Source organism: Curtobacterium sp. 314Chir4.1 (assembly GCF_900215175.1).
Lineage (GTDB): Bacteria > Actinomycetota > Actinomycetes > Actinomycetales > Microbacteriaceae > Curtobacterium > Curtobacterium pusillum_A.
Window position 1 is genome coordinate 197,063 of the sequence record NZ_OCMI01000002.1, and the last position, 26,940, is coordinate 224,002.

Sequence of the window (26,940 nt, forward strand, 5' to 3'; positions counted from 1 at the left end):
GTCGGCGGTGTCGTTTAGGCTGCATCCTATGTCTGCCCAGAAGACGTCTGCCTCGCGGACCAAGCCCGTCTCTGCAGTCGGCGCCTTCGTCGGTTTCGTCGGTTTCAGTGTGCTCGCCGGTCTGCTCGTCACGATCGGTGTCACCCCCGCGATCGCGGTGGCCGGTGTCACGACGACGTCCACGATCGGCGTGTTCGAGTCCCTGCCGGAGTACATCGAGATCGGTGACCTCCCGCAGCGCAACGAGCTGTACGCGTACCAGGGCGGCAAGAGCGTGCACTTCGCGACGGTCTACGACCAGAACCGCCAGGAGCTCAAGTTCGACCAGATCAGCGACCAGCTGAAGAACGCGGCCATCGACGGCGAGGACAAGCGCTTCTACGAGCACGGCGGCGTCGACATGACCTCGCTCATCCGCGCGGGTGTGGGTTCGCTCGCCGGCGGGCTCGGTGAGTCCGGCGGCGGTTCGACGCTGACGATGCAGCTCGTCCGCAACATCAAGATGAACCAGGCGCTCGAGCTCCCCACGCAGGAGGAGCGCCTCAAGGCGTACAACGACGCGGTCGAGCAGACCATCCCCCGCAAGCTCGAGGAGATGAAGCTCGCGATCGGGCTCGCGAAGAAGTACACCCACAAGGAGATCCTCACCGGGTACCTCAACATCGCGTACTTCGGCGACCAGACCTACGGCGTGCAGGCAGCCGCGCAGCACTACTACAACAAGAGCGCGACCGACCTCACTCCGGCCGAGGCTGCATCGATCCTCGCGATCGTGCAGTCCCCGAACACGCGAAACCTGTCGAACCCGAAGTACTACGACGCCAACGTCGCGCGCCGCAACGTCATCCTCAAGTCGATGTACGCGCAGAAGCACCTGACGAAGGCCGAGTACGACCAGGCGATCGCGTCGAACCCGAAGGACTACGTCCACCTGACCCAGCCGTCGCAGGGCTGCAAGGCCTCCGTCGGCGACGGCTCGCAGTTCTTCTGCGACTACGCGGTGCAGGTCGTCAAGGAGATGTCCCAGCTCGGCGCCACGCAGAAGGAGCGCAACACCGCCTGGCGCAACGGCGGCTACAAGATCCAGACGACGCTCGACATCGACGCGAACGCGCAGCAGAAGCAGGTGCTCAACACCTACGACAACAAGGCCGAGACCGCGTTCAAGCTCGGTGCCGCACTCGACTCGGTCGAGGTCGGTTCCGGCCGCATCCTGACCATGGCGCAGAACAAGGACTACGACCAGTCCCTGAAGTCCCCGCCGACGTCGACGTCGATCAACTACAGCGTCGACAAGAAGTACGGCGGCGGCATCGGCTTCCAGGTGGGATCGACGTACAAGGTCTTCACGCTGCTCGACTGGCTCAAGGCCGGGCACGGTCTGAACGAGGTCGTGAACGGCACGCCGCACAACACCCCCGTGTGGCAGCACTGTGGCGAACCGACCTACACGAACTGGGCGCCGAAGAACGACTCCGCTGGTGAGCGGGGCAACTACACCGTCATCGCGGCCACGGCTGCGTCGGTGAACGCGGCCTTCGCCTCGATGGGCGCGAAGCTCGACCTCTGCGACATCAAGCAGACGGCGGAGGACTTCGGCGTGCACTCCGGTGACGACAAGACCGAGCTGAACTCGTACCCGTCCTCCATCCTCGGCACGAACAACATCGCGCCGCTGACGATGGCCGCCGCGTACGCCGGCATCGCGAACAACGGCACGTACTGCGCCCCGATCGCGATCGACAACGTGACGAACGCCGAGGGCAAGAGCCTGGGCGGGCAGCCGAAGAGCTGCAAGCAGGTCGTCGACCCCTCGGTCGCGCAGTCGGCCGTGTACGCCATGAAGCGCACCATCTCGGGCGGCACCGCGGTCGGGGCGCAGACGCCCGACGGCACCCAGCTGTTCGGCAAGACCGGCACCACCGACGACGCCGACCAGATCTGGCTCGTGGGCGGCAGCTCCCGCGTCGCGACCGCGTACTGGCAGGGCAACACCGACGGCGGCAAGAACAACCTCCGTCACTACAGCAACGGCGTCAACGGGACCTACGCGGGTGCCCGCGCCGGCGTCTGGCGTCAGGCGCAGACCCCGCTGAACGCGCTCTACCCGGCCGGTCCGTTCACCGACCCGTCCGCCTCGGCGCTCCGCGGCAACAGCAAGGCCATCCCGGACGTGACGGGCAAGACCGCCGCGGATGCCAAGGCCGCACTCGCCTCGGCCGGTTTCACCTACGTCGACGGCGGAGCCCAGCCGGGTGCTGCCAAGGCCGGCACCGTGTCCTCGACCTCCCCGGCCGCTGGGTCGCTCCTGTCGAGCGGATCGAGTGTCACCGTCTACACCTCGGACGGATCGCAGATCACGGTCCCGTCCGTGACCGGGAAGCCGTTGAACGACGCACGGGCGCAGCTGAACGAGGTCGGACTCACCAACGTGGCGATCGCCGAGCAGTACGCGAAGGGCGGCGGCGACAAGGAGTGCCGTGTCGCTGCAGTCGACCCGGGCGTGCACACGAACGCCGGCAAGGACTCGACCGTCACACTGACGCTCTACGGCGACAAGAACGGCAAGGCCCCCAAGGACTGCAAGTGACCCGCGGTCGCGCCGCGTTGGGGGTCCTCGCAGCAGGCGCGGCCGTCGGTGCCGCCTCCGCGGCCTGGGGATCGCTCGTCGAGCGCCGTCGCTTCGGCATCCGGTGGGAGACCGTCCCGGTCCTCCCACCGGGGTCGCGCGACGTCGTCGTCCTGCACCTGTCGGACATCCACATGGCACCGTGGCAGGCCGACAAGCAGCAGTGGCTGCGTGACCTGAGCCTGGTCGAGCCGGACTTCATCGTGAACACCGGCGACAACCTCGGGCACCCGACGGCGAACGCAGCGGTCGAGTACGCGCTCGAACCGTTCCGCGGGGTGCCGGGAGCCTTCGCGTACGGGTCCAACGACTTCTACGGTCCGTCGCCGCGCAACCCGTTCAAGTACTTCACCGGCCCGAGCCAGATGCACTCGGAGCGGCGCCCGGTCGAGCTCGACATCGACCGACAGACCGCCTTCTTCGAGTCGCTCGGCTGGCTCGACGTCAACGACCACGCCCACGCGATCGAGCTCAAGGGGTCCCGCTTCGAGCTCTTCGGCACGTCCGACGCGCACCGCGGATGGGACCGGCTCGACCTCCTGCCGACGAACGTCGACGAGATGCGCGGCGACGTCCCGTGGTCCGAGGACGAGGACGGCCCCGCCCCCGTCGCGATCGGCATCACGCACGCTCCGTACCGTCGTGTACTCGACGCCTTCGTCACGCAGGGTGCCGACATCGTCTTCGCCGGCCACACCCACGGTGGACAGGTCCAGGTCCCCGGGGTCGGTGCGCTCGTCACGAACTGCGACCTGCCGCGCCGGTACGTCAGCGGGCTGCACAAGTGGCAGCACCGGGGGCACTGGTCGTGGCTCGAGGTCTCGGCGGGGCTCGGCACGTCGATCTACGCGCCGGTGCGGTTCTCGTGCCGTCCCGAAGCAGTGGTCGTCACGCTGACCGCGCGCACCGACTGACCCCTCCAGCGCGACGCGCCCGGGAGTTCGCTCGATGGTCACGAGCACACCGGATCATCGGATAGACTTCTGGGGTTGCTCCGGCCACGGAGCGATCACACCGCGGGGTGTGGCGCAGCTTGGTAGCGCGCCTCGTTCGGGACGAGGAGGTCGCAGGTTCAAATCCTGTCACCCCGACACTGTGTTGAGACAGTACGAAGAAGGCCCTGGTTCTCCGGAACCAGGGCCTTCTGCTTTCCCGTCGTCAGCATGTGTCCGCGGGCCCATCCACCGTCGCCAGCGGATGGCGATCGTCGCGGTCGAGATACGCTCGATCCGCCATGGACATCCCCGCGCCGCTCGCCTCCGTCCTCGCGCAGATCGGTGCGCGCTTCCCCGAACTCGCCGACGATCCGGTGATGGCCCAGAGCCTGCTCGAGAACGTCACGTCGATGATCGCCGAGGCGCACGAACGGTACGCCGCCGGCGTCGAGTCGAGCGTCGTGAGCGATTCGTACCTCGACCCCGCGCACCTCGCGACCGGTGCCCTGCACGCCGAGCACGCCCAGCACCCGGCCGGCGCGATGCTCGCCGCCGAGGTCCTGTTCGACGCCTACCTGCCGGTCTTCGTCGACGAGGTCGGCGCATCGACCACGGCCGACGTCCTCCGGGCCACCAGGGCGCTGCACGCCGGTGTCTGGAGCCGGTTCCCGGCCGGGGCGATCGCGTACACCGAGGCACTCCGGCAACGCGTCACGACGGCGCACATGGACTCCCGGACGCAGATCGCCCGTGACCTGCACGACCGGGTGGCGCACGGGATCCTCGCGGGCCTGCAGCGCATCGACCTGACCCTGCTGACCGATCCCCCTGCGCCGGCACGGACCGCCCAGCTGGAGGACGCGGCACGGCTCCTCCGCGGCGCGCTCGGCGAGGTGCAGGACCTGGCGGTCTCGCTCCACGCCCGGGTCGGCGACGACCACCTCGACGCCGCGCTCGCCCGGCACGCGCGGGACCTCTTCCCCGCCGAGAGCGCCGTCGCGATCGCGTCGTCCGGCACACCGGTGACGCTGCCGAACTGGAAGGCCGAGGAGGCCCTCACGATCCTGCTCGAGGCGCTGACGAACTGGCGGAAGCACGCGTCCGGGTCGACGGCCACGGTGCACTTCGACTGGACGGACCGGGCTGTCACGGTGACGGTCTCCGACGACGGCCCTGGATTCGACACCACGGCGGCGTCCGACGGTCGACTCGGCCAGCTGACGATGCGCGAACGAGCTGGCCTCATCGGTGCGGTGCTGACCGTCGAGAGCGCACCAGGGGCCGGCACGACCGTGCGGCTGGCGCTCCCGGTGGGTGCGCTGTGACCGGCATCACGCACGTCGCGATCGTCGACGACCACCGGCTGTTCCGTGAGGGGCTGGCGACGATCCTGTCGTCGGTGCCGACCATCCGTGTCGTCGCGCACGGGGAGCGCCCGGCCGACGTGCTCGACTCCCCCGAGGCACAGGCGATCGACGTCCTGCTCCTCGACGTGGAACTCGACGGCCCCCCGGCACGGACCACGATCGCCACCGTGCGCCGGAACCACCCGGGCATCGCCGTCGTCGTGCTGACCATGCACCGCGACGCCGTGCTCCGCCGCGCGCTGCTCGACGCGGGCGCGGTGGACTTCGTGACGAAGGACACCCCGAGCCGCGAGCTCGTCGATCGGATCGTCCGGGCGACGAGCACCGACGCAGCACCGGTGACGTTCCCGATCGACCTCGTCACCGAGGCCCGCGCGGGCTCACCGCTCAGCGACCGCGAACTCGAGGTCCTGCGGCTCATCGCCGCCGCACGGTCGAACGCCGAGATCGCCGCGGACCTCGGCCTCGCGGTGGGCACGGTCAAACGACACGTCTACAACGTCTTCCGGAAGCTCGACGTGGGGTCCCGCGTCGCCGCGATCGCGACCGCGACGCGTCTCGGACTCCTCGCCTAGACCGACGCTCCCGCCCCGGCGCGCACCAGGCGACCGTCGGCGTGCAGCCCGGCCACGACGTCGAGCGCCTGGTGCCGGTACCGCGCCTGCGCCGCACCGGGAGCGACGATGACGCCGTCCGCCCCGGTCGACTCGACGAGCGCGTTGATCTTCGCGGCCACCTGCTCGGCGTTCCCGTAGGCTTGCCGCTCCGTGCGCGCCGCGATGAACCGCCGCTCGAGGTCGCTGAACTCGTAGGCCCGCGCTTCCTCCATCGACACCGGCTCGGGCTTCGCACCCTGGCGCATCCGGATGAACGAGATCATCCCGGGGGCGCTCTGCTCGTCGACGATCGTCGGGTCCTCGTCGGTGACGACCTGCACGCCGATCAGCGCGTTGGGCGTCTGCCGGAAGCGCGACGGGCGGAACGAGTCGCGGTACAGGGCGAGCGCCGCCTCGGTGTTGTCCGACGCGAAGTGGTGCGCGAACGCGAACGAGACGCCGAGCGCACCGGCGACCTGCGCGCTGTACCCGGAGGACCCGAGCAGCCAGAACTCCGGGACGTCGCCGTAGCCGGGGACGGCCCGGATCCGGGACAGGGGGTTCTCCGCGTCCATCCCGGTGAAGAAGCCGATGAGGTCGGCGAGCCGGTCGGGGAAGTCGTCGACGTCGAGGCGGTCGGTCCGGCGCAGCGCCATCGCGGTCGCCCCGTCCGTCCCCGGTGCGCGCCCCAGACCGAGGTCGACCCGGTCGCCGTAGAGCGCACGGAGCGTGCCGAACTGCTCCGCCACGACGAGCGGCGCGTGGTTCGGCAGCATCACGCCACCGGAGCCGATCCGGATCGTGGAGGTCGCGGCCCCCACGGCACTCAGCAGCACCGCCGGCGCGGACGAGGTGATGCCCGGCATGCCGTGGTGCTCGGCGACCCAGAAGCGCTCGTAGCCGAGCTTCTCGGCGTGCACCGCCATGTCGATGGAGCCCTGCAGGGCTTCGGTGTTGGACTGGCCGTACTCGCGCGTGGCCAGGTCGAGGACGGACAGGTGCACGGATGCGTCGCTCATGTGGTCACCAACGTCGCCCGACGCACGTGCATTCCGCACCACCCACCGGCCTGGAGGCGCGGGGCGGGCCCGCACCGCGCCTCCCGGCCGTCAGACGGTCGCGTCTGCACGACGCGGGCCGGTGCGCCCGTCAGTCGCCGTCGAGGCGTCCGCCGGACTCCGTGAGGTAGCAGTTGGCGCAGAGCGACTCGTACGTGACGTCCACGCCGTCGATCGCCACCTGCGATCCGTCGAAGACGAACCGCCCGTCGATCTTGCGGGCGTTGAAGACCGCCTTGCGGCCGCAGCGGCAGATGGTCTTCAGTTCCTCCAGCGAGTGCGCCACCTCGAGCAGGCGGGCGCTGCCGGGGAACGCCTCGGTGCGGAAGTCGGTACGGATGCCGTACGTGATCACCGGGATCTCGTCGAGCACGGCGATGCGGAGCAGGTCGTCGACCTGCCGCGGGGTGAGGAACTGGGCCTCGTCCACGAGCACGCAGCTGACGGGACGGACCATGCCGTCGAGGCGATCGGACTCCGGGTCGAGCGCACCAGCGTCACCGACGGCGGACCGGACGTCGGCGTCGGGCGCGAACACGATGTCGACGGTGCGCGTCACGCCGAGGCGCGAGACGATCTCACGGTCGCCCTTCGTGTCCACCGACGGTTTGGCGAGCAGGACGCGGTGACCACGCTCCTCGTAGTTGTACGCAGCCTGCAGCAACCCCGTGCTCTTGCCGCTGTTCATCGCGCCGTAGCGGAAGTAGAGCTTCGCCACTACGCGAGGAACCCGTCCTCCGCCGCACGACGGATCAGGTCGGACTTCTTCGACGCGGGCCGGCCGACCTTGCTGTACTTCTCACGCACGCGCCGGAGGTAGGTCTTCGCGGTCTCGTACTGCACGTTCATCTGCGCCGCGACCTCGTTCGTCGAGTAGCCCGACACGTACAGCCGCAGAGCCTCTTCCTCGCCGTGGCTGAGCTTCGGCCGCTGGTGCGCGTTCGCCCCGGTCGGCAACGGACGCCAGTCGCGCTGCGGCGGGGTGTCCCGGGCGACGCCCATGATCTCGCGCGCGACGTCCATGACCTCGCGCATCGGCAGCGACTTCGACAGGAAGGCGGCAGCGCCGGCAGCCAGGGCACGGTCGCGGGACTCGCGGCTGTCGACGCTCGACAGCACGATGACCTTCGCGCCGGCAGCCCGGCAGGTGCGCACGCGGGCCTCGATCGAGACGGGCTCCTTGAGCTGGAAGTCCAGGAACACCAGGTCCGTGGGGAAGTTCTCGCTGTGCACCATCTCGAGCCACGTGTGCGCGGTCAGGGCGAGGTCGAAGTCGAAGGCGTTCACCGCGATCCAGCTGGACAGGCTGTCCAACAGCACCTCGTGGTCGTCGAGGATCGCCAGCCGCACGCGTCGTGTCCCCGGGTTCGGGATGGCGGGTGCACCATCCGTGATCCGGCTCGGGTCAGTGCTGGTCATAGGAGAACCTTAATGCGAGGGCGGAGGGTCGGACCGCGACGTCCAGGTCGGGGAACGTCACGCGGAGGACCGCGAAGTACGGGTCGAAGGTGCGGTGGATGCCGACGTCGGAGTCGGCGACGGCCAGGTCGATCGCGACGCTCACCCGGTCGGCCGTGTCCGGGACACGGTCGATCGTCGCCCGGAAGCCGGCGGGGTCGACGGTGGAGGCACGCAGCGCAGCACGCAGGAAGGTCCGGACGACGGTGCGTTGGTCGGCGTCGAGCGTCGCGATGAGTCCGTCCGGATCGACCACGACGGCCGCTCCCCCACCGTCCACGGTCACCGCGTGTTCGAACCACGTCCGATCGGCGTCGGCGACCATCGCGCGCCGGATGCCGTCCGCGATCGCCCGCGCGCGCGCCCGGTCGGCGTCGGTGATGACCTCGCGCGTCCGGAGCTCGGCGAGGAACGGGGCGACGTCCCGCGCCAGGATCGTCGAGCGGTCCTGCTGCACGCTCGCAGCGATGCCGTCCCGCTCCGCACGCTCGACCGAGTAGGACCCGGCCCGGATCTGCACGCGCTCGGCGAGGCCCGCGAACGTCCAGGCGAACACCGCAGAGGCCGCCGTGAGCACCAGCGTCGGCGCCGCCGCCAGGAACCCGGCGACCCCGATCGGGACGTGGTGCGGGAAGGCGGCCGCACCGATGCCCCACGACGCTCCGGCGACGACGGCCAGGACGATGCCGCCCACCGTCAGGTCGGTCCACGGACGGTACGGTGCCGTCATCACGATGCCGGTCGCCGTCAGCAGGGACATGAAGTCGTTCAGGGCGCTGCGGTCCGGCCCCCACTGCGCCGCCACGCTCGTGACGGTGGCCGCGGCGAGCAGCGCCACGTGCAGGACGAACGCCCACCGCGGGAACGGCGCACGGAAGGGGCTGGACGCGACGAGCACGACCGTGCCCGACGCGGCGACGAGCAGGACGGTGAGCGCGCTCAGCGTGGGGCTGCCGACGACGTCCCGGTCGAACACCGACACGAGCAGGGCCCACAGGACGCCGCAGGCGCCGAGGACGATCGCGAGCGGACGCGACCCCATCGCGCCGAGCGGGTCGTACTGCTGCGCCGTCCGGGTCGCGTCGGTCGGGCTCCTCATCGATGGGCCCCCGATCCGTCGCTCGACACCGCGGGGGTCGCGCCCGTCACCGCGCCGTACGGCACCGTCATCATCACGCTCGTGCCCGATCCCGGGGACGACCACACCTGCACGTCACCGCCGACACGACCGATGCGCTCCCGGACGGACCCGCGCAACCCCATCCGGTCCGGGCTCGTCGACGACTCGTCGAACCCGCGGCCGTCGTCGACCACCATGACGGTGCAGGACGCACCGTCGTCGAACACGCTGACCTCGGCTGCGTCCGTGCCGGCGTGCTTCCGGACGTTCGCCAGGCACTGCGCGACCGCGCGGAGCACCGCCGTCATCGCCGCCTGGTCGAGCCGTGTGAGCGCCGCCGGGTCCCCCGTCACGGAGACGTCCAGACCGTGCGCACGGTGCTCGTCCACCATGTGCTCGAACGCGCGGACCGCCGCCCCGGGCTCGGCGCGCCCCGGACGCCCTCCGGGTGCCAGCCACTCCCTGCCGGTGAGCATCGCCACGTCGGCCTCGACCGTGCGCGCCAACTGCGGGTCCATCGGCCCGTCCGGTGCGAGGGCGATCGCACCGAGGTGGTTCAGGACGGTGTCGTGCAGGATCGCTGCTGCCTCGGCCTCGACCCCCGCCCGGTACGCGGAGACGTGCTCCTCGCGCGCCGAGCGCAGGAGCTCGGGCTGGACCCGCGCGGACCGGGTGGTGTTGCGGCTCGTGAAGAGCACGAGGGCGATGACGAAGCCCAGCGTGACCCAGGCGAGCACGAGCGGGTGCGTCGAGCCGCCGGCCTGCAGGATGGCGACCGTCGTCGCGACACGGCCGACCAGGAAGCCGACGATCGACCACAGTGCCACCCGGCCGGCGACGGCACCCGCGCCGCCCACCAGCACGAGCGGGATGACCGACAGCGACAACAGGTACGACACGACCCAGCCGGCGGGGACCTCGCGCTGCACGACGACGGCGAACCACCACGCGCACACCCCGCCGACGACGAGGAACGCCACGGCCGAACGCCACGTGCCGAACTGCACGTGCACCGCGATCATGCCGAGCATCGGGACGAGGGCCAGCACCGCTCCGACGACCCGGACGTCGGGGTCGGCCAGACGGTAGAGCAGCAGTGCGACCGCCGCGGCCGCGAGCGACCCGATGGCGGCGGCGTGGAAGGCCCGCACGGTCGACCACGCGTTGACTCGCGGAGCGAGGTGCGTGGGGATGCCGAGCACGGGTGGGGGGTCCTTCCGGACGAGTGGGTGCGCCGCCCATGATCCAACCACCGTCAGCGTGATCGTGTACCCCGATCGGCGGGGCGTTCGGCGACCCGCACGATGTTACCGGCACTTCCACGTTCCGGGCTGTCCCCCGAACGTGGACCGACGAGTACTCAGGAACCACGCCGTACCACGGTCGCTCAGAACAGTGTCGGGACCGCACCCTCGGGTCGGCGCGGGGTGAGACGACGATCGAAGCCCGGATCGGCGCGCTTGAGCGGCGAGGTCGCGGGCACCGACTGCTCCGTGCCGTCGTCCAGCTGCTCGAGGCGTCGTCGGTCGGCCGGACGGCGGTCGCCCGGACGGTGTCCACCCGGTCGATCGTCGCCCGCGCGGTTCGAGAACCCCATCGATCCCGTCGCCGGGTCGACACGGCCGAGCCCGAGCCCGTGGTCCCGCAGGATCGGCCGGACCCGCTCGGCCAGCCACCGCCGGTAGTCCTTCGGCGCGTACGCGTTGTCGAGGTACATCGACCGGTACCGCTGCACGAGGTCCGGCCGGGTGCGCTCGAGCCACGCGAACCACCACGGCTTCACCCCGGGCCGCAGGTGCAGTGCGGAGTACATGACGCTCGAGGCCCCGGCTGCTGCGGCCCGGCCGATCGCGTCGTCGAGGTGTGCCCGGGTGTCCGTGATGTACGGGAGCACCGGCATCAGGAACACCGAGCACTCGAGTCCGGCGTCCCGGATGGCCCGCACCGTCGCCAGCCGCGCAGCCGTCGTCGGGGTGCCCGGCTCGACCTGCTGCTGGAGTTCGTCGTCGTACACCGCGATCGACATCGCCAGGTCCACCGGCACGGACCGGGCCGCCTCGACCAGCAGCGGGATGTCGCGGCGGAGCAGTGTGCCCTTCGTCAGGATGCTGAACGGCGTGCCCGAGTCGGCCAGCGCACGGATGACGCCAGGCATCAGCCGGTACTTCCCCTCGGCACGCTGGTACGGGTCGGTGTTCGTGCCGAGCGCCACCGGGTGGCGGTCCCAGCTCGGCTTCGTGAGCTCCCGGTGCAGCACGTCGGCCACGTTGGTCTTCACGACGATCTGCTGGTCGAAGTCCGCGCCGCCGTCGAACTCCAGGTAGGTGTGCGTGGGCCGCGCGAAGCAGTACACGCACGCGTGACTGCACCCGCGGTACGGGTTGATGGTCCACCCGTAGGTGCCGCTGCCGTCCGCCGACGGAACGCGGTTCAGCGCGCTCTTCGCCAGGACCTCGTGGAAGGTGACGCCCGCGAACTCCGGCGTCGTCACGCTGCGGACGAACCCGCTGTTCGACTCGAGCCCGGGGAGCGCATCGCTCCGCGAGGCGTCGATCGCCTGCCCACTCCATCGCATGCAGTCATTCGAACACATGTTCGAATGACCTGCAAGCGGGGGTGCGTCAGTGGTGCAGTCCGAGGACCTTCGCCGTGCGCTCGAGGGTCTGGTCCGCCAGCTCCGCGTCGTTCCCCAGGTCCTGCCCGTAGGTCGGCACCATCACGCGGACGGCGTCCTCCCAGCGGTCCCAGCGGTCCGGGAAGCACTTCCGCAACAGCCCGAGCATGATCGGGACCGCGGTGGACGCACCAGGGCTCGCACCGAGGAGCCCCGCGACCGAACCGTCCGCCGCGGTGATCACCTCCGTCCCGAACTGCAGGACGCCGCCCTTGTCCTTGTCCGGCTTGATGACCTGCACGCGCTGCCCGGCCGTGATGCGATGCCAGTTCTCCGGTTCCGCACTCGGCATGAAGTCGCGCAGCGCGTCGAACTTCGTCTGCTTCGACGCCAGCAGCTGGCCGATCAGGTAGCGGACGAGATCGAAGTTCGAGAACGCGACGCTCAGCATCGGCCGGAGGTTGTGCGGCCGGATGGACTTGAACAGGTCGAGCAGCGAGCCCTGCTTCAGGAACTTCGGACTGAACCCGGCGTACGGCCCGAACATCAGCGAGGCGTTGCCGTCGACGATGCGGGTGTCGAGGTGCGGCACCGACATCGGCGGCGCGCCGACGCTCGCCTTGCCGTAGACCTTCGCCGAGTGCTTCTGCACGACCTCGGGGTCGTCGGTGCGGAGGAACTCCCCCGACACCGGGAAGCCGCCGTAGCCGCGGATCTCGGGGATCCCGGACTTCTGCAGGAGGTGCAGGGCCCCGCCGCCGGCGCCGACGAAGACGAACTTCGCGGCGATCCGCTGGGAGGAACGGCCCACGTCGTTGCGGACGTCGAGGACCCAGCCGTCGCTGACCTTCGAGCGGGTCAGGTTCGTGACCTGGTGCGACGGCTCGAACTCGACGCCGTCGACCTCGAGCTGGTCGAACAGCTGCCGGGTCAGCGAACCGAAGTCGACGTCGGAGCCGGCTGCCGAGTACGTCGCCGCGATCGGCTGGTCCTTCTTGCGACCGGGGATGAGCGCCGGGGCCCACTTCCGGATCTGCACGGGGTCGTCGGAGTACTCGAGGCCGGCGAACAGCGGGTGGTCCTTCATCGCCTCGTACCGTTTCCGCATGTACTCGACGTTGTCGGCGCCCCACACGAACGAGATGTGCGGGGTCGGGTTGATGAAGTTCGACGGCTCGGGCAGCGCACCCGTCTCGACGAGGAACGACCAGAACTGCCGGGACACCTGGAACTGCTCGTTGACCGTCACGGCCTTGGCGATGTCGACGCGGCCGTCGGGGAGCTCGGGCGTGTAGTTCAGCTCGCAGAGTGCGGAGTGCCCGGTCCCGGCGTTGTTCCACGGGTTCGAGCTCTCCTGCGCGACGCTGCCGAGCCGCTCGTAGACGCGGATCCGCCAGGAGGGCTCCAGCCGGTGGATGATCGCGCCGAGGGTGGCGCTCATGATCCCTCCCCCGACCAGGACGACGTCGATGGGGTCCACCTGCTTCACTGCCACCCGTCGATCCTAGCGGCGCGCGGCCGTGCACCGGCCCACGATCCGACGGGAGGCGCGGCACACGACCGTGGTGCGGCTCCGGCCCGCAGGGTGCGAGCCTCCGCACACCGTGGGAGCCAAGCAGGCTCGCACGCTGTCCGGAACGACGCACCAGGCGCGGCGCGGCGCGCCCCGGCCGGTCCGCGCACGGTGGACCGGCCCACGATCCGACGGGAGGCGCGGCACACGACCGCGGTGCGGCTCCGGCCCGCAGGGTGCGAGCCTCCGCACACCGTGGGAGCCAAGCAGGCTCGCACGCTGTCCGGAACGTCGCACCAGGCGCGGCGCGCCTCGGCAGGTCGACGCACGGCAGAGGCCCGCCCCGCTCACGCGGGACGGGCCTCCTGGCAGTGCTGGCCGCTACGCGGCGACCGTGCGGCGCGCGACGATCGTCTCGGCGATCTGCACCGCGTTGAGCGCGGCACCCTTGCGCAGGTTGTCGTTGCTGACGAACAGCGCCAGACCGTGCCCCTCGGGCGCGGACTGGTCCGCACGGATGCGCCCGACGAAGGTCGGGTCCTGCCCGGCTGCCTGGAGCGGGGTCGGCACCTCGGCCAGCTCGACGCCGGGGGCGTCGGCGAGGACCTCGGTGGCACGCTCGGCGGACAGCGGACGGGCGAACTCGGCGTTCACCGAGATCGAGTGCCCCGTGAAGACCGGGACCCGCACGCACGTGCCGGCGACCAGGAGGTCCGGGAGCTCGAGGATCTTGCGGCTCTCGTTGCGGAGCTTCTTCTCTTCGTCGGTCTCGCCGAGGCCGTCGTCGACGATGCTGCCCGCGAGCGGGACGACGTCGAACGCGATCGGTCGGACGTACTTGACCGGGTCCGGGAAGGTGACCGCCGAACCGTCGTGGGTGAGCGCAGCGGTGTCCTGCTCGAGCGCGGCCCTCGCCTGGCCGAGCAGTTCCTCGACCCCAGCGAGCCCGGAACCCGAGACCGCCTGGTAGGTGGTGGCGACGAGGCGACGCAGCCCGGCCTCGGTGTCGAGGACCTTGAGCACCGGCATGATCGCCATGGTCGTGCAGTTCGGGTTCGCGATGATCCCCTTGGGCGCCTGGTCGATGGCGTGCGGGTTCACCTCGCTCACCACGAGCGGGACGTCCGGGTCCATGCGCCAGGCGCTGGAGTTGTCGACGACGAGGGCCCCGGCGGCGGCGAACTTCGGCGCGAGGGCACGCGAGGCGGTGGCACCGGCCGAGAACAGCGCGATGTCGATGCCGGACGGGTCGGCGAGCTCGGAGTCCTCGACGACGATCTCCTCGCCGCGGAACGGCAGGGTCGTGCCGGCGGACCGGGCGCTCGCGAAGAACCGGACGCGGTCCGCCGGGAAGGCGCGCTCCTCGAGGAGACGGCGCATCACGGCGCCGACCTGGCCGGTGGCGCCGACGACGGCGACGGTGAGGGTGCTCATGCAGTGCTCCTGACGGGTCAGCGGCCGGTGCCGGCGTAGACGACGGCCTCGGAGTCGGCGTCGAGACCGAACGCGCTGTGCACCACACGCATCGCCTCGTTGAGGGTGTCGGCACGGGTGACGACCGAGATCCGGATCTCCGACGTGGAGATCATCTCGATGTTGATCGACGCCTCGTGCAGGGCACGGAAGAGCGCCGCGGAGACCCCGGCGTTCGTGCGCATGCCCGCACCGACCAGGGCGAGCTTGCCGATCTGGTCGTCGTACTGGATGCCCTCGTACCCGATGTCGGCCTTCGCGACCTCGAGCGCCGTCAGGACGCCCTGGCCCTGGTCCTTCGGCAGCGTGAACGAGATGTCGGTGCGGCCGGTGACGGCTTCCGACACGTTCTGCACGATCATGTCGATGTTCGCACCGGCACGCGCGACGATCGTGAAGATCTCCGCCGCCTTGCCCGGTGTGTCGGGCACCCCGACGACGGTGATCTTGCCCTCGGAGAGGTCTCCGGCGATGCCGGTGATGATCGGTTCTTCCACGGTTTCCCCCTCTGCAGGGTTGTAGACGATGGTTCCCTCGGCGTTGCTGAAGGAGGAGCGGACGTGCAGGGTGACCCCGTGCCGGCGGGCGTACTCGACGGCGCGGATGTAGAGGACCTTCGCACCCGAAGCTGCGAGCTCGAGCATCTCCTCGCTCGTGATGCGGTCGACCTTCTGGGCCTTCGGCACCACACGGGGATCGGCGGTGAAGATCCCGTCGACGTCGGTGTAGATCTCGCAGACGTCGGCGTCGAGCGCCGCCGCGAGGGCGACGGCCGTCGTGTCCGAGCCGCCGCGGCCGAGCGTGGTGATCTCGCCCGTCGTGCGGTTGAAGCCCTGGAACCCGGCGACGATCGCGACGTGCCCGGCGTCGAGCGCCTCGCGCACGCGCTTCGGGGTGACGTCGACGATGCGGGCCTTGCCGTGCTGCGCGTCGGTGAGCATGCCGGCCTGGCTGCCCGTGTACGAGGACGCTTCGACCCCGAGGCTCTTGATCGCCATCGCGAGCAGCGCCATCGAGATGCGCTCCCCCGCGGTCAGCAGCATGTCGAGTTCACGCCCGGCGGGGATGGGGGTCACGGAGTGCGCGAGGTCGACGAGTTCGTCGGTGGTGTCGCCCATCGCCGAGACGGCCACGACGACGTCGTTGCCGGCCTTCTTCGTCTGGACGATCCGCTTCGCCACGCGCTTGATGCTCTCGGCGTCCGCGACGGACGATCCACCGAACTTCTGCACGATCAAGGCCACTGGCTGGTACTCCCGGAGACGACGGATCCGCGAGGTGACGCGGTCTGACAATGGTAGTCGGTGTTTCGCGGATGTTGCGTCTGAGCGGGCGCAGACGCAACGATCCTGCGTGGGGCTGGGAGGCGGGTCGGACCGGTCGGGTCAGCCGCCGACGACCCGGCGCCCCTCGAAGGCGCGTCCGAGCGTGACCTCGTCGGCGTACTCGAGGTCGCCGCCGACGGGCAGCCCCGATGCCAGGCGCGTCGTCCGGATCCCCATCGGCACGAGCAGACGGCTGAGGTACGTCGCCGTGGCCTCGCCCTCGAGGTTCGGGTCGGTCGCGATGATGACCTCGTCGACCGTGCCGTCGGCCAGCCGCGTCATGAGCTGCTGGATGCGGAGGTCGTCCGGGCCGATGCCGTCGATCGGACTGATCGCGCCGCCGAGCACGTGGTATAGCCCGCGGAACTCGCGGGTGCGCTCGATCGCGGCGACGTCCTTCGCCTCCTCGACCACGCAGATCACCGCGGGCGACCGACGCGGGTCGCGGCAGATGCTGCACTGCACGTTCTCGGTGACGTTGCCGCAGATCTCGCAGAAGCGGACCTTCTCCTTGACGTCGGCCAGGAGCTCGGCCAACCGCGACGGGTCGAACGACTCGGTCTGGAGGATGTGGAACGCGATGCGCTGCGCCGACTTCGGTCCGATGCCGGGGAGGCGACCGAACTCGTCGATGAGGTCCTGCACGATGCCGTCGTACATCAGGCGCCTTCCTCGTGGAGGGAGGTCTCCTCGATGAACTGGGCGTTCAGGATCTCACGGACCACGGCCTCGCCGTAGCGACCCGCGACCGGGGTGCGACGCACCTGGGGAGCGGACTGCTGCGGTGCGGCCTGGCGCTGCTGCGGCGCCTGCTGCGGGGCGGCGGACGATGCCTGGGCAGCCGGTGCGGCGGCGGCGTTCGGGGCGGCGGGTGCGTCCGGGTACGGCTCGCCCTCGCCGTAGGGGTCGTCGTCGAGCGGGTAGTCGTCGACGGGCACGTCCGGCGCTGCGGGAGGCGCGGTCTCCGTCGTCGACACCGGCTGCGGTGCACCGGCGGACAGCGACGACGCCGGACGCAGCTGGGCCGCGAGGGCCGCGTCGACCGCGGGGTTCGACACGGTCGGGGTGGGCGTGACCGGTTCGCCGGTGTCCGTGGTGCCGAACGGGGCGGACCAGGACGGCTCACCGCGGTCGGCTGCGGCCGTGCCCGTTGGGTCCGTCGCGGGGATCGAGGCGACGGCCCACTCGGTCACCGGGGCGCCGGTGGGCTGGGGGGCTGCCGGGGCCGGTGTCGCGGGGGCCGGGGGCGCGGACCGGGTCGGTGTCGCAGCTGCGGTGGGCTCGGAGGTCGGCGCCGGCTCGGGCGACCGCTCCGGTGCGTGCGCGGCTGCCGCGGCCGGGGCCGCGGCCGGGGCCGGGGCCGGGGACTGCGTCTGCGCCTGCGTCTGCTGTGCAGCCGGGCGCTGCGGTGCACGATCCTGCTGCGGGGCCGTCGGCTGCTGCGGCTGGGCGGGACGCTGCTGCCCGGGTCCGCCGGGGCCGCGCGCGACGAACTTCACCCGGAGACCGAGCACGTCGACGATCGCTGCCCGGAGGAGTTCACTGACGCTGTTCGACGGGTCGGACATCTCCTTGAAGGACGCCACGTCCTGCTGACTGGGGAACGTCAGGGTGAGGACGTCCTCACGCAGGGCGGTGACCTGCGCGGTGACGACCACGGACCAGGCCGAGCGCTTCGCCCGCTGCACGTGCTCCACGATCTGCGGCCAGGAGTCACGGAGCTGCTGGAACCCCACGGCCGCGATCGGCCGGACCGCCGGCTCGTCGCCGGCGACGGTGCCCTGTCCGGTCGAGGACGCGTTCGCGTTCCCGGCTGCAGGGCTCGGCGCGGAGGCCGGTGCCGGTGCGGCCGACGTGGGTGCGGCCGACGCCGGTGCGGCTGCGGCCGGACGTTCGGACGGGGCCTCGGGCGCGCTCGGCACGGCAGCGGCCCAGGAGGCGGCGGCGTCGCGTGCGGCCGTCCCGGGGTCGACGGGCGGCTGCGGGGGCGCGACCACGGGCGCGGCGGGCGCAGCAGTCGGCGCAGGCGCAGGCGCGGGTGCGGGTGCGGGTGCCGCTGCCGGTGCCGATTCGGCAACCGGGGCGGGACGCGCCGCCGGCGGCAAGGTCTCGGGACCGGCCTGGTGGCCGCCGGCATCCCCGACCCCCACACGCCGCTCGAGACGCTCGACCCGGGCGAGCGCACCACGCTGGGTGTCGTCGGCCTCTGGCACGAGCATCCGTGCCGTCATGAGTTCGAGGTGGAGCCGCGGCGAGGTCGCCCCGGTCATCTCCGTCAGCGCACGGTTCGCGATGTCCGCCGCGCGCGAGAGCCCGGTCGCGCCGAACACGCCGGCCTGGCGGGTCATCGTGTCGAGCTCTTCCGGCGAGACACCGCGCAGCACGGCGGCCGCGCTCTCGTTCGTCGCCGCGACGACGATCAGGTCGCGGAGGCGCTCGAGCAGGTCCTCGACGAAACGACGCGGGTCCTGCCCGGTCTGCACCACGCGGTCGATCGCCGCGAAGGCCGAGGCGGGGTCTGCCACCGCGAGCGCGTCCACGACGTCATCGAGCAGCGCGGCATCGGTGTAACCGAGGAGCGCGACGGCACGCTCGTACGCGATGGCCCCGTCCTCGCTGCCGGCCATGAGCTGGTCGAGCAGGGACAGGGTGTCGCGGACGGAACCGCCGCCGGCGCGGACCACGAGCGGCAGCACACCGGGCGCGACCGACACCGACTCCTGCGTGCAGAGCTGCTCGACGTACTCGAGCATCGCGGCCGGCGGGACGAGGCGGAACGGGTAGTGGTGGGTGCGCGACCGGATCGTGCCGATGACCTTCTCGGGCTCGGTCGTCGCGAAGATGAACTTGACGTGCTCCGGCGGTTCCTCGACCAGCTTCAGGAGCGCGTTGAACCCCTGCGGCGTCACCATGTGGGCTTCGTCGAGGATGAAGATCTTGTAGCGGTCGCGGGCGGGGGCGAACACGGCGCGGTCGCGGAGGTCACGGGCGTCGTCGACACCGTTGTGGCTCGCGGCGTCGATCTCGATGACGTCGAGCGATCCGCCGCCCCCGCGAGCCAGCTCGACACAGCTCGGGCACACGCCGCACGGGGTGTCGGTGGGCCCCTCGGCGCAGTTGAGGCAGCGCGCCAGGATGCGGGCGGAGGTCGTCTTGCCGCAACCGCGCGGGCCGCTGAACAGGTACGCGTGGTTCACCCGGTTCGTGCGCAGGGCGGTCCGGAGCGGATCGGTGACCTGCGACTGTCCGATCAGCTCGGCGAAGTTCTCGGGCCGGTAACGGCGATACAGGGCGGTGACCACGCCCCAAGGGTAGCCGGGACGACCGACACCCCGTTGCCCTGGACGGACCGTCTGTGGGAAGTGGGGTGCGGGCACGACACGCACCGCGCCTCCCGTCCGTGCAGACGACGGACGAGAGGCGCGGTGTGTGTCGTGCCGTGGGGTCAGGCGCGGCCCCGGCGGCGGATGCCGCGGGCGAGGCGGGACAGGCCCAGCAGGAGGAACCCGAGGACCACCAGCCCACCGGCCGCACCCGCGAGCGGGGCGACGTCCGCGCCGGTGAAGGCGAGTCCGCCGGAACCGTTGCCCGTTCCGGAGCCGTTGCCGGCGCCGGAGCCGTTCCCACCGGTGCCGGGCGCGCCAGGCGCTCCGGGCGTCCCGGGCGTCCCCGGCTCGCCCGGCGCCCCCGGGTCGGCCGCGTCGACCACCACGGCGACCGACTGCGCGGCCGACGTCGCACCCGCCACGGTCTGCGTCACCCGGATCGTGTGCTGCCCCACCGCGAGCCGGAGCACCACGGACCACGCACCGGTCTCGTCCGCCGTCGTCGTGACCGGCGTGCCGTCGTCGGCGACGACCGTGACGGTCGCACCCGGCTCGGCGGTCCCGGTGACGCGCCAGTCGACGGTCCCGGCGGCCGAGGCCGTCTGGTGCGCACCCGGCGTGGGCGAGGTGACCGTGAGCGGCTGCACGGCGTCCACCACGATCGGCACGGGCTGCGAGGCCGTCGTCGTCCCGTTGACCGACTGCGACGCCGTGATCGTCCACTGGCCCTCGGGCACGCGGTCGAAGGTGACGCTCCAGTCCCCGTTCGCGTCGGCCGTCGTCGTCCGGACCTGGCCGTTCGACAGGCGCACCGTCACCAGGGCACCCGGTGTGGCGTGACCGGTCACCGTGAAGGACCCGGTGTCACCGGTCCCCGTGGCGGGGATGAGCTGCCCCGGTGCCGGACTGGTGATGGTGACGTCGGTCGGTTGGACCGCCGCGACCGTCACCCGGCTCGTGACCGGGGCCGACGTGACGCCGCCGACCGTCTGCGTGACCGACACGGTGTGCGGTCCGACGGGCACGCCGCCGACCGTGACCGTCCACGAGCCGTCACCACCCGCGGTGGTCGTCGCGGTCCGGCCGTCGACGTCGACCCGGATCGTGGCGTTCGGCTCGGCCGTGCCGCTCACCGGGACGGACGCCGTCGGCCCCGTGGTCGGGATGACCTGACCGTTCGTCGGGGTCGTGATGCGGACCGGTGCGACGGCGCTGACGGAGAACCCGACCCCGGGTGCGTTCGTCGTGGTCCCGCCCACCGTCTGCGACGCCGCGATGGTGTGCGGCCCCGTGCCGACGTCCGGCACGGTCACGGTCCACTCGCCGTCGGCGTTCGCGGTCGTGGTGACCGGGGTGCCGCCGTCGATCCGGACCGAGATCGCCGCGTTCGGCGCCGAGACTCCGGCGACCGCGACGTCGGTCGTGCCGTCGACCACCCGGTAGGTGGTACCGGCGGCAGGGGACGTGATGACGATCGCGTCCGGCGCGGCCACGTCGACCGTGACGTCACGCACGATCGGCGACGACGTGGTGCCGTTCACCTCCTGCGTGACCGTGATCGTGTGGTCGCCCTCGTCGAGGCCGGTCACGTCGGTCGTCCACCGGCCGTCGGGTCCGACCGGGACCACGATCGGGTCATCGTCGTCGACGACGACCTGGACGGTGCCGCCGGCCTGCCCGGTGCCGCTGACCGGCACGGTGGCGGTCGTGGTGCCGGCGGGGACGGTGACGGTCGCACCGTCGGCCGGGGTCGTCACCGCGAGCGCGGTGCCCGGGGCGACGGTGAAGGTGCTGGCGACCGGAGCCGACGTCGAGCCGTCGACGGTCTGGGTGGCACGGATGGTGTGCTCCCCGACGCCGACGTCCTCGAGGTCGACCGTCCAGGTCCCGGCGTCCGTCGCGGTCACGGTGACCGGGTCGCCCCCGTCGATCGTGACCCGGACCTCGGCACCGGACTGCGCGGCGCCGCCGGCCGTGATCGTCGCGGTCGAGTCCTGCTGCGCAACGCGCACGGTCGACCCGTTCGCCGGTGCGGCGATCGTGATCGGGTCGGCCACGAGCACCCGGATGCCCACCGTGACCGGTGCGGAGACGGTGTCCCCGATCCGCTGGGTCACGCTGACGGTCGGGGTCCCGGCCGGCACGTCGGGCACCGAGACGCTCCACGCGCCGTCGCCGTCCGCCGTGGTGGACTCGCTGCGTCCGCCGCCGAGGTCGACCACGACGGTCGCTCCGGGCTCGGCCGTGCCGCTGACGTCGACCGTCGTGGTCGCACCCTCGCCGGCCACCAGGTACTCCTGTCCCGCCGTCGGCTCGTCGATCACGACGGGGTCACCCGCCTCGATCTCGAACGACGTCTCGACCGGGGTCGTCGAGGTGGAGCCGTCGACGGTCTGCGTGACGCTGACGTCGTGCGTCCCGACCCCGAGGTCCGGCACGTCGACGCTCCAGCTGCCGTCGTCCCCGACCGTGACGTCGACCGGGTCGTGGTCGTCGACCGTGACGGTCACGCTGGCGCCCGGCTGGGCGTCACCCGCGACGGTCACGGTGGTCGTGGCGTCGCCGTCCGCGACCGTGATCGGGTCGTCACCGGGCTCGCGGATCGTCAGGTCGGCCGCCGCGACCACGGACACCGGACGCTCGACCGCGGCACTCGTGGTCCCGTTGACCGCCTGGGTGACCGCTGCCGTCCACGACCCGACCGGGACGTCCTCCACAGTGGTGGACCACCGGCCGTCGTCGCCGACGTTCGCCGTGGCCGAGCCGCCCGCGCCGAGGTCGACCCGGACGGTCGCTCCCGGCTGGCCGGTCCCGGCGAACGGGACGTCGGTGGTGGCGTCGTCGTCCGCGACCGTCACCGAGGTGGCACCGGAGGGCGTGGTGACCGTGAGCGGCGCACCGGCCCGGACCGAGACACCGGCGCTGACGGGCGCCGACGTCTGACCCTCGACGCGCTGCGTCGCGCGGACGGTGTAGTCACCGACCGGGACGTCCTCGAAGGTCACCTCCCAGGTGCCGTCGGTCCCGGCGGTCACCTGTTCGGAGTCGCCGTTCGACAGCGTGACGGTGACGGGCGCTCCGCCCTGTGCCCGTCCGGCCGCCCGGACGTCGGCCGTGCCGGCCGCGTCGGCGACCGTCAGGACGTCGCCGTCCTCGGGCGTCGTCAGGGTGAGCGGGGTGGCGGCCCGCACCGTGACGGTCTGCTCCGGACTGGAGGCAGTGGTCCCGTCCACGGTCTGGGTCGCGGTGAGCGTCGGGGTACCGACACCGACGCCGTCGAACGTCACGGTCCAGTCGCCGTCACCGTTCGCGGTCGTCGTCAGCTCGTCGTCGCCGAGCCGCACCGTCACGGGTGCGTTCGGTTCGGCCGTGCCGGAGACCGTCACGTCACGCGTGGCGTCCGCGTCCGGGACGAGGAGGACGGCGTCGGCGTCCGGAGCGGTGACGGTCACCGCGGCGGCCGCCGCGATCGTCACCGCGCGGGTCACCGGGTCGGACGTCGCCGGGGACGAGACCGTGCCGGGCAGGGTCTGCGTGACCGACACGGGGTGCGTGCCGACCCCGAGGTCCGGGAAGGTCACCGACCAGGTGCCGTCCGCCCGGACCGTGGCCTGCTGGTCGTCCTCGCCGTCGGTGCTGGCGGTCACGGAGGCACCGGGCTGGCCGGTGCCGGTCACCGTCACGTCGCGCTGCACGTCGTCGCCCGCGACCGTGATCGGCGCGGTCGTCGGGGCAGTGATGGCGAGCGGGTTCGCGGTGACGACCTGGAACGTGGTCGGGATCGCGCTCGTGACGACGCCCTCGACGCTCTGGCTCGCGTTCACCGTGTAGGTGCCCGTGGGTGCGAGACCCGTGGCGTCGACCGTCCACGCTCCGGCGGGGCTCGCCGTGGTGGTGAACTGCGTGTCCGGGCCGAGGGACACCGTGACGTCGGCGTTCGGTTCGGAGCTGCCGGAGATCGGCACGGTCGCGGTGGCGTCCGCGTCGACCACCACGAAGCGCGACCCCGCGGCCGGCGACTCGATGGTGATCGCGGTGCCGGGCACGACCGTGAAGTCCGTCGTGACCGTCGGTCCGGTGGTGCCGTTCACGGTCTGGACGGCCGCGACGGTGTGGTCACCGATGCCGAGCTGGACCGGGTCGGTGGACCAGTTGCCCGAGGCGTCGGCGACGACCTCCACGGCGTCGCCGTCGTCGATCGTGACGGCGACCGAGGCTCCGGCCTCGGCCGTACCGCGCACCACGACGCCCGCCTGGCCGCCGGCGCCCGCCGGGACCTGCTGCGCGTCCGTCGGCGACTCGATCACGAGGTCGTCACCGACCGCGATGGTGAAGTCCCGGTCGACCGGCGCCGACGTCTGACCGCCGACCGTCTGCGTGACGCTCGCGGTGTGGTCGCCCGTGCCGACCGCGGGCAGGGTCACCGTCCACGTGCCGTCGTCGCCGGCGGTCGTCGAGACCGGGTCGTCCGAGTCGTCGAGGACGACGTCCACGTCGGCGCCCGGCTGGGCGGTGCCCGACACGGTGACGTCGATCGTCGAGTCGTCCGTGGCGACCGCCGTGGTGCTCCCCTGCGTCGGCGACGAGACCACGAGGCCCGCACCGGCTGCGACGGTCACGACCTGACGCACGGCGGGCGAGGTCGTGCCGTTCACGCTCTGGGTCGCGGCGATCGTGTACCGGCCGACCGGGACGTCCTGGACCGTCGCGGTCCAGTCGCCGTCACCGTTCGCCGTCGCCGTCGCGGTCAGACCGCCGCCGAGGGAGACCGAGACGTCCGCACCGGGCTCGGCGGTGCCGACCAGGTCGAGGTCGGTCGTGGTGTCGGCGTCGAGGACGGTCACCGTCGCGCCGGGTGCCGGTGTGGTGATCGCGATCGGCGCACCAGCACGGACCGTGAAGGCCGAGGTCACCGGGCCGGACGTCGTGCCTCCGACGGTCTGCCGTGCGGTCACGGTGCGGTCACCGACCGGGACGCCCTGGAACGTGGTCTCCCAGGCCCCGTCGTCGTCCGCGGAGACCGTGGCGGTGAAGGAACCGCCGATCCCGACGACCACCTGTGCGTTCGGCGCGGCCGTGCCGGACACCGTCACGGGGGTCGTCGAGGTCGCGTCGGCGACGGTGATGGTGGTGCCGTCCTCCGGTGCGTCGATCGTCAGCGCGGGGGCCGCGGTCACGGTGAAGTCACGCGTGACCGGGGTGCTCGTCGAGGATCCGACGGTCTGCGTGACGCTCGCCGTGTAGTCCCCTGCGGGAACGGCCGTGATCGTCGTCGACCAGGCGCCCCCGGCGTTGGCCGTGGTGGTCGCCGTCCGGTCGCCGCCGTTCACCGAGACGTCCACGCGAGCGCCGGGCTGCGCGGTCCCGGAGATCGGGACGTCCCGGGTGTCGCCGGCGAGCGGGAAGTCCTGACCGGCGGTCGGCGAGGCGATCGTCAGGCCCGCTGCGGCCACCACCCGGAACGCACGGGTCACCGGCGCCGAGGTGCTGTCGCCCACGGTCTGGGTGACACTGGCGGTCTGGTCGCCCGTCGGGACGTTCGGCACCGTGACGCTCCACGCGCCGCTGGCGTTCGCCGTGCCGGTCGCCGTCAGGCCGCCGCCGAGGTCGACGTCGATGCGGGCGTTCGCGGTCGCGGTGCCCGTCAGGGTCACCGGTGCCGTGGAGCCGGTGGTGGTGAAGGTCTGCCCGGTGGTCGGTGTCGTGATCGTGAGCGCCTGCTGCGCGACGACGGAGAACGGCTGCGTGACGGTGCCGGCCGCGGTGCCGCCGACGGTCTGCGTGGCGGTCGCCGTGTAGTCGCCGGTCGGCACGTTCACGATGGTCGTCGTCCAGGTGCCGTTCGCGGCGACCGTGGCGGTACCCGTGCGGCCACCGCCGAGGCTGACGGCGATCGTGGCCCCCGGCTCCCCCGCGCCGCTCACCGTGACGGTGCGCGTCGACGAGGCGCTGGGCACGCTGAACACCTGGTTCGCCGTCGGTGCAGTGATGGTCGGCGCGACGAACGCGCTGGCCCGGACGGTCGACGTCGCGAGGTCGACCGTGGCGACGTTCGCTCCCGGCAGGATCGACAGGCGCAGCGCGTGCACGCTCCGCGAGCCGGGGTCGTACCCACGGGCGTCGCGGAAGCCGGTCGTGGTGTCCTGGGCGTTCACGGTGAGGTCGATCACCTGGCGGAGGAGCAGGACGACGGGCGAGAGCAGCGTCGCCACCGCCCGGGTCGTGTTCGTCAGCGTCGTACCGAGCTGGGTCAGGGCGGTGCCGCCGATGATCGGACGGAGCGCCGTCTGCAGGGCCGGGACGACGGTCCCGGTGACGACCGGGGCGAGCACCGTCCCGAGGGGCAGCGGGAGCCCGGCGAGGCTGCCCGACGACGTGATGGTCGGGTTCGCGGTGGCCGTGCCCGCGAGCGCGCCGAGTGTCGTGTCGACCTGGAGGCCGATCGCGGCGGCGGGCTGCCCGAGGACGGTGGCGTTCGTGGCGATGTTGACGCGGACCGCGGTGGAGTTGATCGTGTTCACGACGGCCGTCTGCAGTGCGGTCGGCAGCTGCGTCCCGAGGATCGTGGTGATGCTCTGGTTGATCGAGTTGACGGCGGCGGTCGTCAGCACCGGGGTGTTCGCGGGCTGCCCGTTCAGCGCCGTGAGCTCGTCGAGGTCGACGGTGATCGTCCCGGTCGACGGGGTGATCGTCACGGCGCCGTCGGTCAGCGGCTGGCGCAGGACCTGGGTCAGCGTGTCGTCGAGGTTGAGGTTCACGTTCGCGGTGATGTTCGTGCCGCTGACGTTCACCGTCCCGAGCAGCGCCTGGCGCAGCAGCGTCTGGATCTGCGCGGTCACGGCCGAGGTGGTCCCCTGCAGGGCGCCACCGGTGCCGAAGACGCCGTTGACGGAGCTCGAGACCGTCCGGAGCTCGTCCCGGAGCGAGGTCGTGAGGCCCTGGACCGCCGGGCTGGTCAGTGCGAGGTCCGCGCTCGCGATCCGGTAGTCGCTCGAGGTGCTCACCGTCGCCCCGCGCGTCGCGGAGAGCGTCGACGCGAGGGCGCCGACCTGGAGCTGGGCGTTCGAGAGCACCGTCGTGTCCGCACCGACGCGCGAGAACAGCGGGTTGAGGTCCAGCGTCGCCGCGCCCGTCCCCGAGCCGTTCCCGACACCGATGCCGCCGTCGTTCGTGAGGAGACCGGAGGACGCGGTCGCGCCGTTCGCCGAGGTCGTGGCGTACTGGCCGTCCACCCCGAGGGTGAGGATGCCGTTCGCCCCGATCAGGTCGATGTCGTTGCCCAGGTCCACCCCCACGGCGTTCAACGCGGTGAGGTTGAGCGGCTGGTTGGTGGTGCCGCCACCGGTGGTCGCACCGCGGGCGGAGTAGGCGCCCCCGAGCTCGGCGAGGGTGTCCACGTCGACGATGCCCGAACCGCTGAGGAGCACGCCCTCGGCCTCGGAGACGTCGGTCTGGGCGGCGGCCGCCGGTTGGATCGCCACGGTGGCGGCGATGAGCGCCGTCACCGTGGCGATGACGCCGCCACG

The 26,940-nt window shown here is 71.8% G+C and carries 16 protein-coding genes and 1 tRNA gene; 5 read left to right on the plus strand and 12 right to left on the minus strand.

Annotation, left to right across the window (positions count from 1 at the left end):
* Positions 1-28: 28 nt before the first annotated feature.
* The 5 genes from CRP27_RS05865 to CRP27_RS05885 all read left to right on the plus strand — a co-directional run bounded on the left by CRP27_RS05865 (position 29) and on the right by CRP27_RS05885 (position 5,506).
* Complete coding sequence (locus CRP27_RS05865; protein ID WP_097179810.1) at positions 29-2,590, plus strand: transglycosylase domain-containing protein; 2,562 nt, start codon at positions 29-31, stop codon at positions 2,588-2,590.
* The gene (locus tag CRP27_RS05870; protein WP_097179811.1) at positions 2,587-3,543 is read left to right on the plus strand and encodes a metallophosphoesterase; all 957 of its coding nucleotides are present in this window, start codon (positions 2,587-2,589) and stop codon (positions 3,541-3,543) included. Before CRP27_RS05865 ends, CRP27_RS05870 begins: the two co-directional genes overlap by 4 nt.
* A 103-nt stretch (positions 3,544-3,646) precedes the next feature.
* A tRNA-Pro gene (locus CRP27_RS05875) sits at positions 3,647-3,720 on the plus strand.
* Between the two features lie 143 nt (positions 3,721-3,863).
* Positions 3,864-4,889, plus strand: coding sequence for a sensor histidine kinase (locus tag CRP27_RS05880; protein WP_097179812.1), 1,026 nt, complete (start codon positions 3,864-3,866; stop codon positions 4,887-4,889).
* Entirely contained in the window at positions 4,886-5,506 is a 621-nt protein-coding gene (locus CRP27_RS05885) for a response regulator transcription factor (protein ID WP_097179813.1), read from the plus strand. The genes CRP27_RS05880 and CRP27_RS05885 overlap by 4 nt, the downstream gene beginning before the upstream one ends.
* Here CRP27_RS05885 and CRP27_RS05890 read toward each other — a convergent pair.
* The 12 genes from CRP27_RS05890 to CRP27_RS05945 form a co-directional block, all read right to left on the minus strand.
* Positions 5,503-6,546, minus strand: a complete 1,044-nt coding sequence (locus tag CRP27_RS05890) for an LLM class flavin-dependent oxidoreductase (protein WP_097179814.1) — start codon at positions 6,544-6,546, stop codon at positions 5,503-5,505. The genes CRP27_RS05885 and CRP27_RS05890 overlap by 4 nt on opposite strands.
* Positions 6,547-6,676: 130 nt before the next feature.
* Entirely contained in the window at positions 6,677-7,303 is a 627-nt protein-coding gene (locus tag CRP27_RS05895) for a thymidine kinase (protein WP_097179815.1), read from the minus strand.
* Positions 7,303-8,004: a response regulator transcription factor gene (locus CRP27_RS05900; RefSeq protein WP_255257457.1), complete on the minus strand. Its 702-nt coding sequence runs from the start codon at positions 8,002-8,004 to the stop codon at positions 7,303-7,305. The genes CRP27_RS05895 and CRP27_RS05900 overlap by 1 nt, the downstream gene beginning before the upstream one ends.
* Positions 7,991-9,142: a hypothetical protein gene (locus tag CRP27_RS05905; RefSeq protein WP_097179816.1), complete on the minus strand. Its 1,152-nt coding sequence runs from the start codon at positions 9,140-9,142 to the stop codon at positions 7,991-7,993. Before CRP27_RS05905 ends, CRP27_RS05900 begins: the two co-directional genes overlap by 14 nt.
* On the minus strand, positions 9,139-10,365 hold the full coding sequence (locus tag CRP27_RS05910; protein ID WP_097179817.1) for a sensor histidine kinase: 1,227 nt from the start codon (positions 10,363-10,365) through the stop codon (positions 9,139-9,141). The genes CRP27_RS05905 and CRP27_RS05910 overlap by 4 nt, the downstream gene beginning before the upstream one ends.
* A gap of 185 nt (positions 10,366-10,550) precedes the next feature.
* Positions 10,551-11,738 (minus strand): Rv2578c family radical SAM protein, encoded by a 1,188-nt coding sequence (locus tag CRP27_RS05915; RefSeq protein ID WP_097179818.1) that lies wholly within the window; start codon positions 11,736-11,738, stop codon positions 10,551-10,553.
* 46 nt (positions 11,739-11,784) lie between these two features.
* Positions 11,785-13,272, minus strand: a complete 1,488-nt coding sequence (locus CRP27_RS05920) for a malate:quinone oxidoreductase (protein WP_176505483.1) — start codon at positions 13,270-13,272, stop codon at positions 11,785-11,787.
* A 399-nt stretch (positions 13,273-13,671) separates the two neighbouring features.
* On the minus strand, positions 13,672-14,724 hold the full coding sequence (locus CRP27_RS05925) for an aspartate-semialdehyde dehydrogenase (protein ID WP_097179819.1): 1,053 nt from the start codon (positions 14,722-14,724) through the stop codon (positions 13,672-13,674).
* A gap of 17 nt (positions 14,725-14,741) precedes the next feature.
* The gene (locus CRP27_RS05930) at positions 14,742-16,007 is read right to left on the minus strand and encodes an aspartate kinase (RefSeq protein ID WP_097179820.1); all 1,266 of its coding nucleotides are present in this window, start codon (positions 16,005-16,007) and stop codon (positions 14,742-14,744) included.
* Between the two features lie 141 nt (positions 16,008-16,148).
* Complete coding sequence (gene recR, locus CRP27_RS05935) at positions 16,149-16,748, minus strand: recombination mediator RecR (RefSeq protein WP_079236554.1); 600 nt, start codon at positions 16,746-16,748, stop codon at positions 16,149-16,151.
* The gene (locus tag CRP27_RS05940; protein ID WP_097179821.1) at positions 16,748-19,390 is read right to left on the minus strand and encodes a DNA polymerase III subunit gamma and tau; all 2,643 of its coding nucleotides are present in this window, start codon (positions 19,388-19,390) and stop codon (positions 16,748-16,750) included. Before CRP27_RS05940 ends, recR begins: the two co-directional genes overlap by 1 nt.
* Positions 19,391-19,533: 143 nt before the next feature.
* Entirely contained in the window at positions 19,534-26,919 is a 7,386-nt protein-coding gene (locus CRP27_RS05945) for a choice-of-anchor G family protein (protein ID WP_097179822.1), read from the minus strand.
* Between the last annotated feature and the right edge of the window lie 21 nt (positions 26,920-26,940).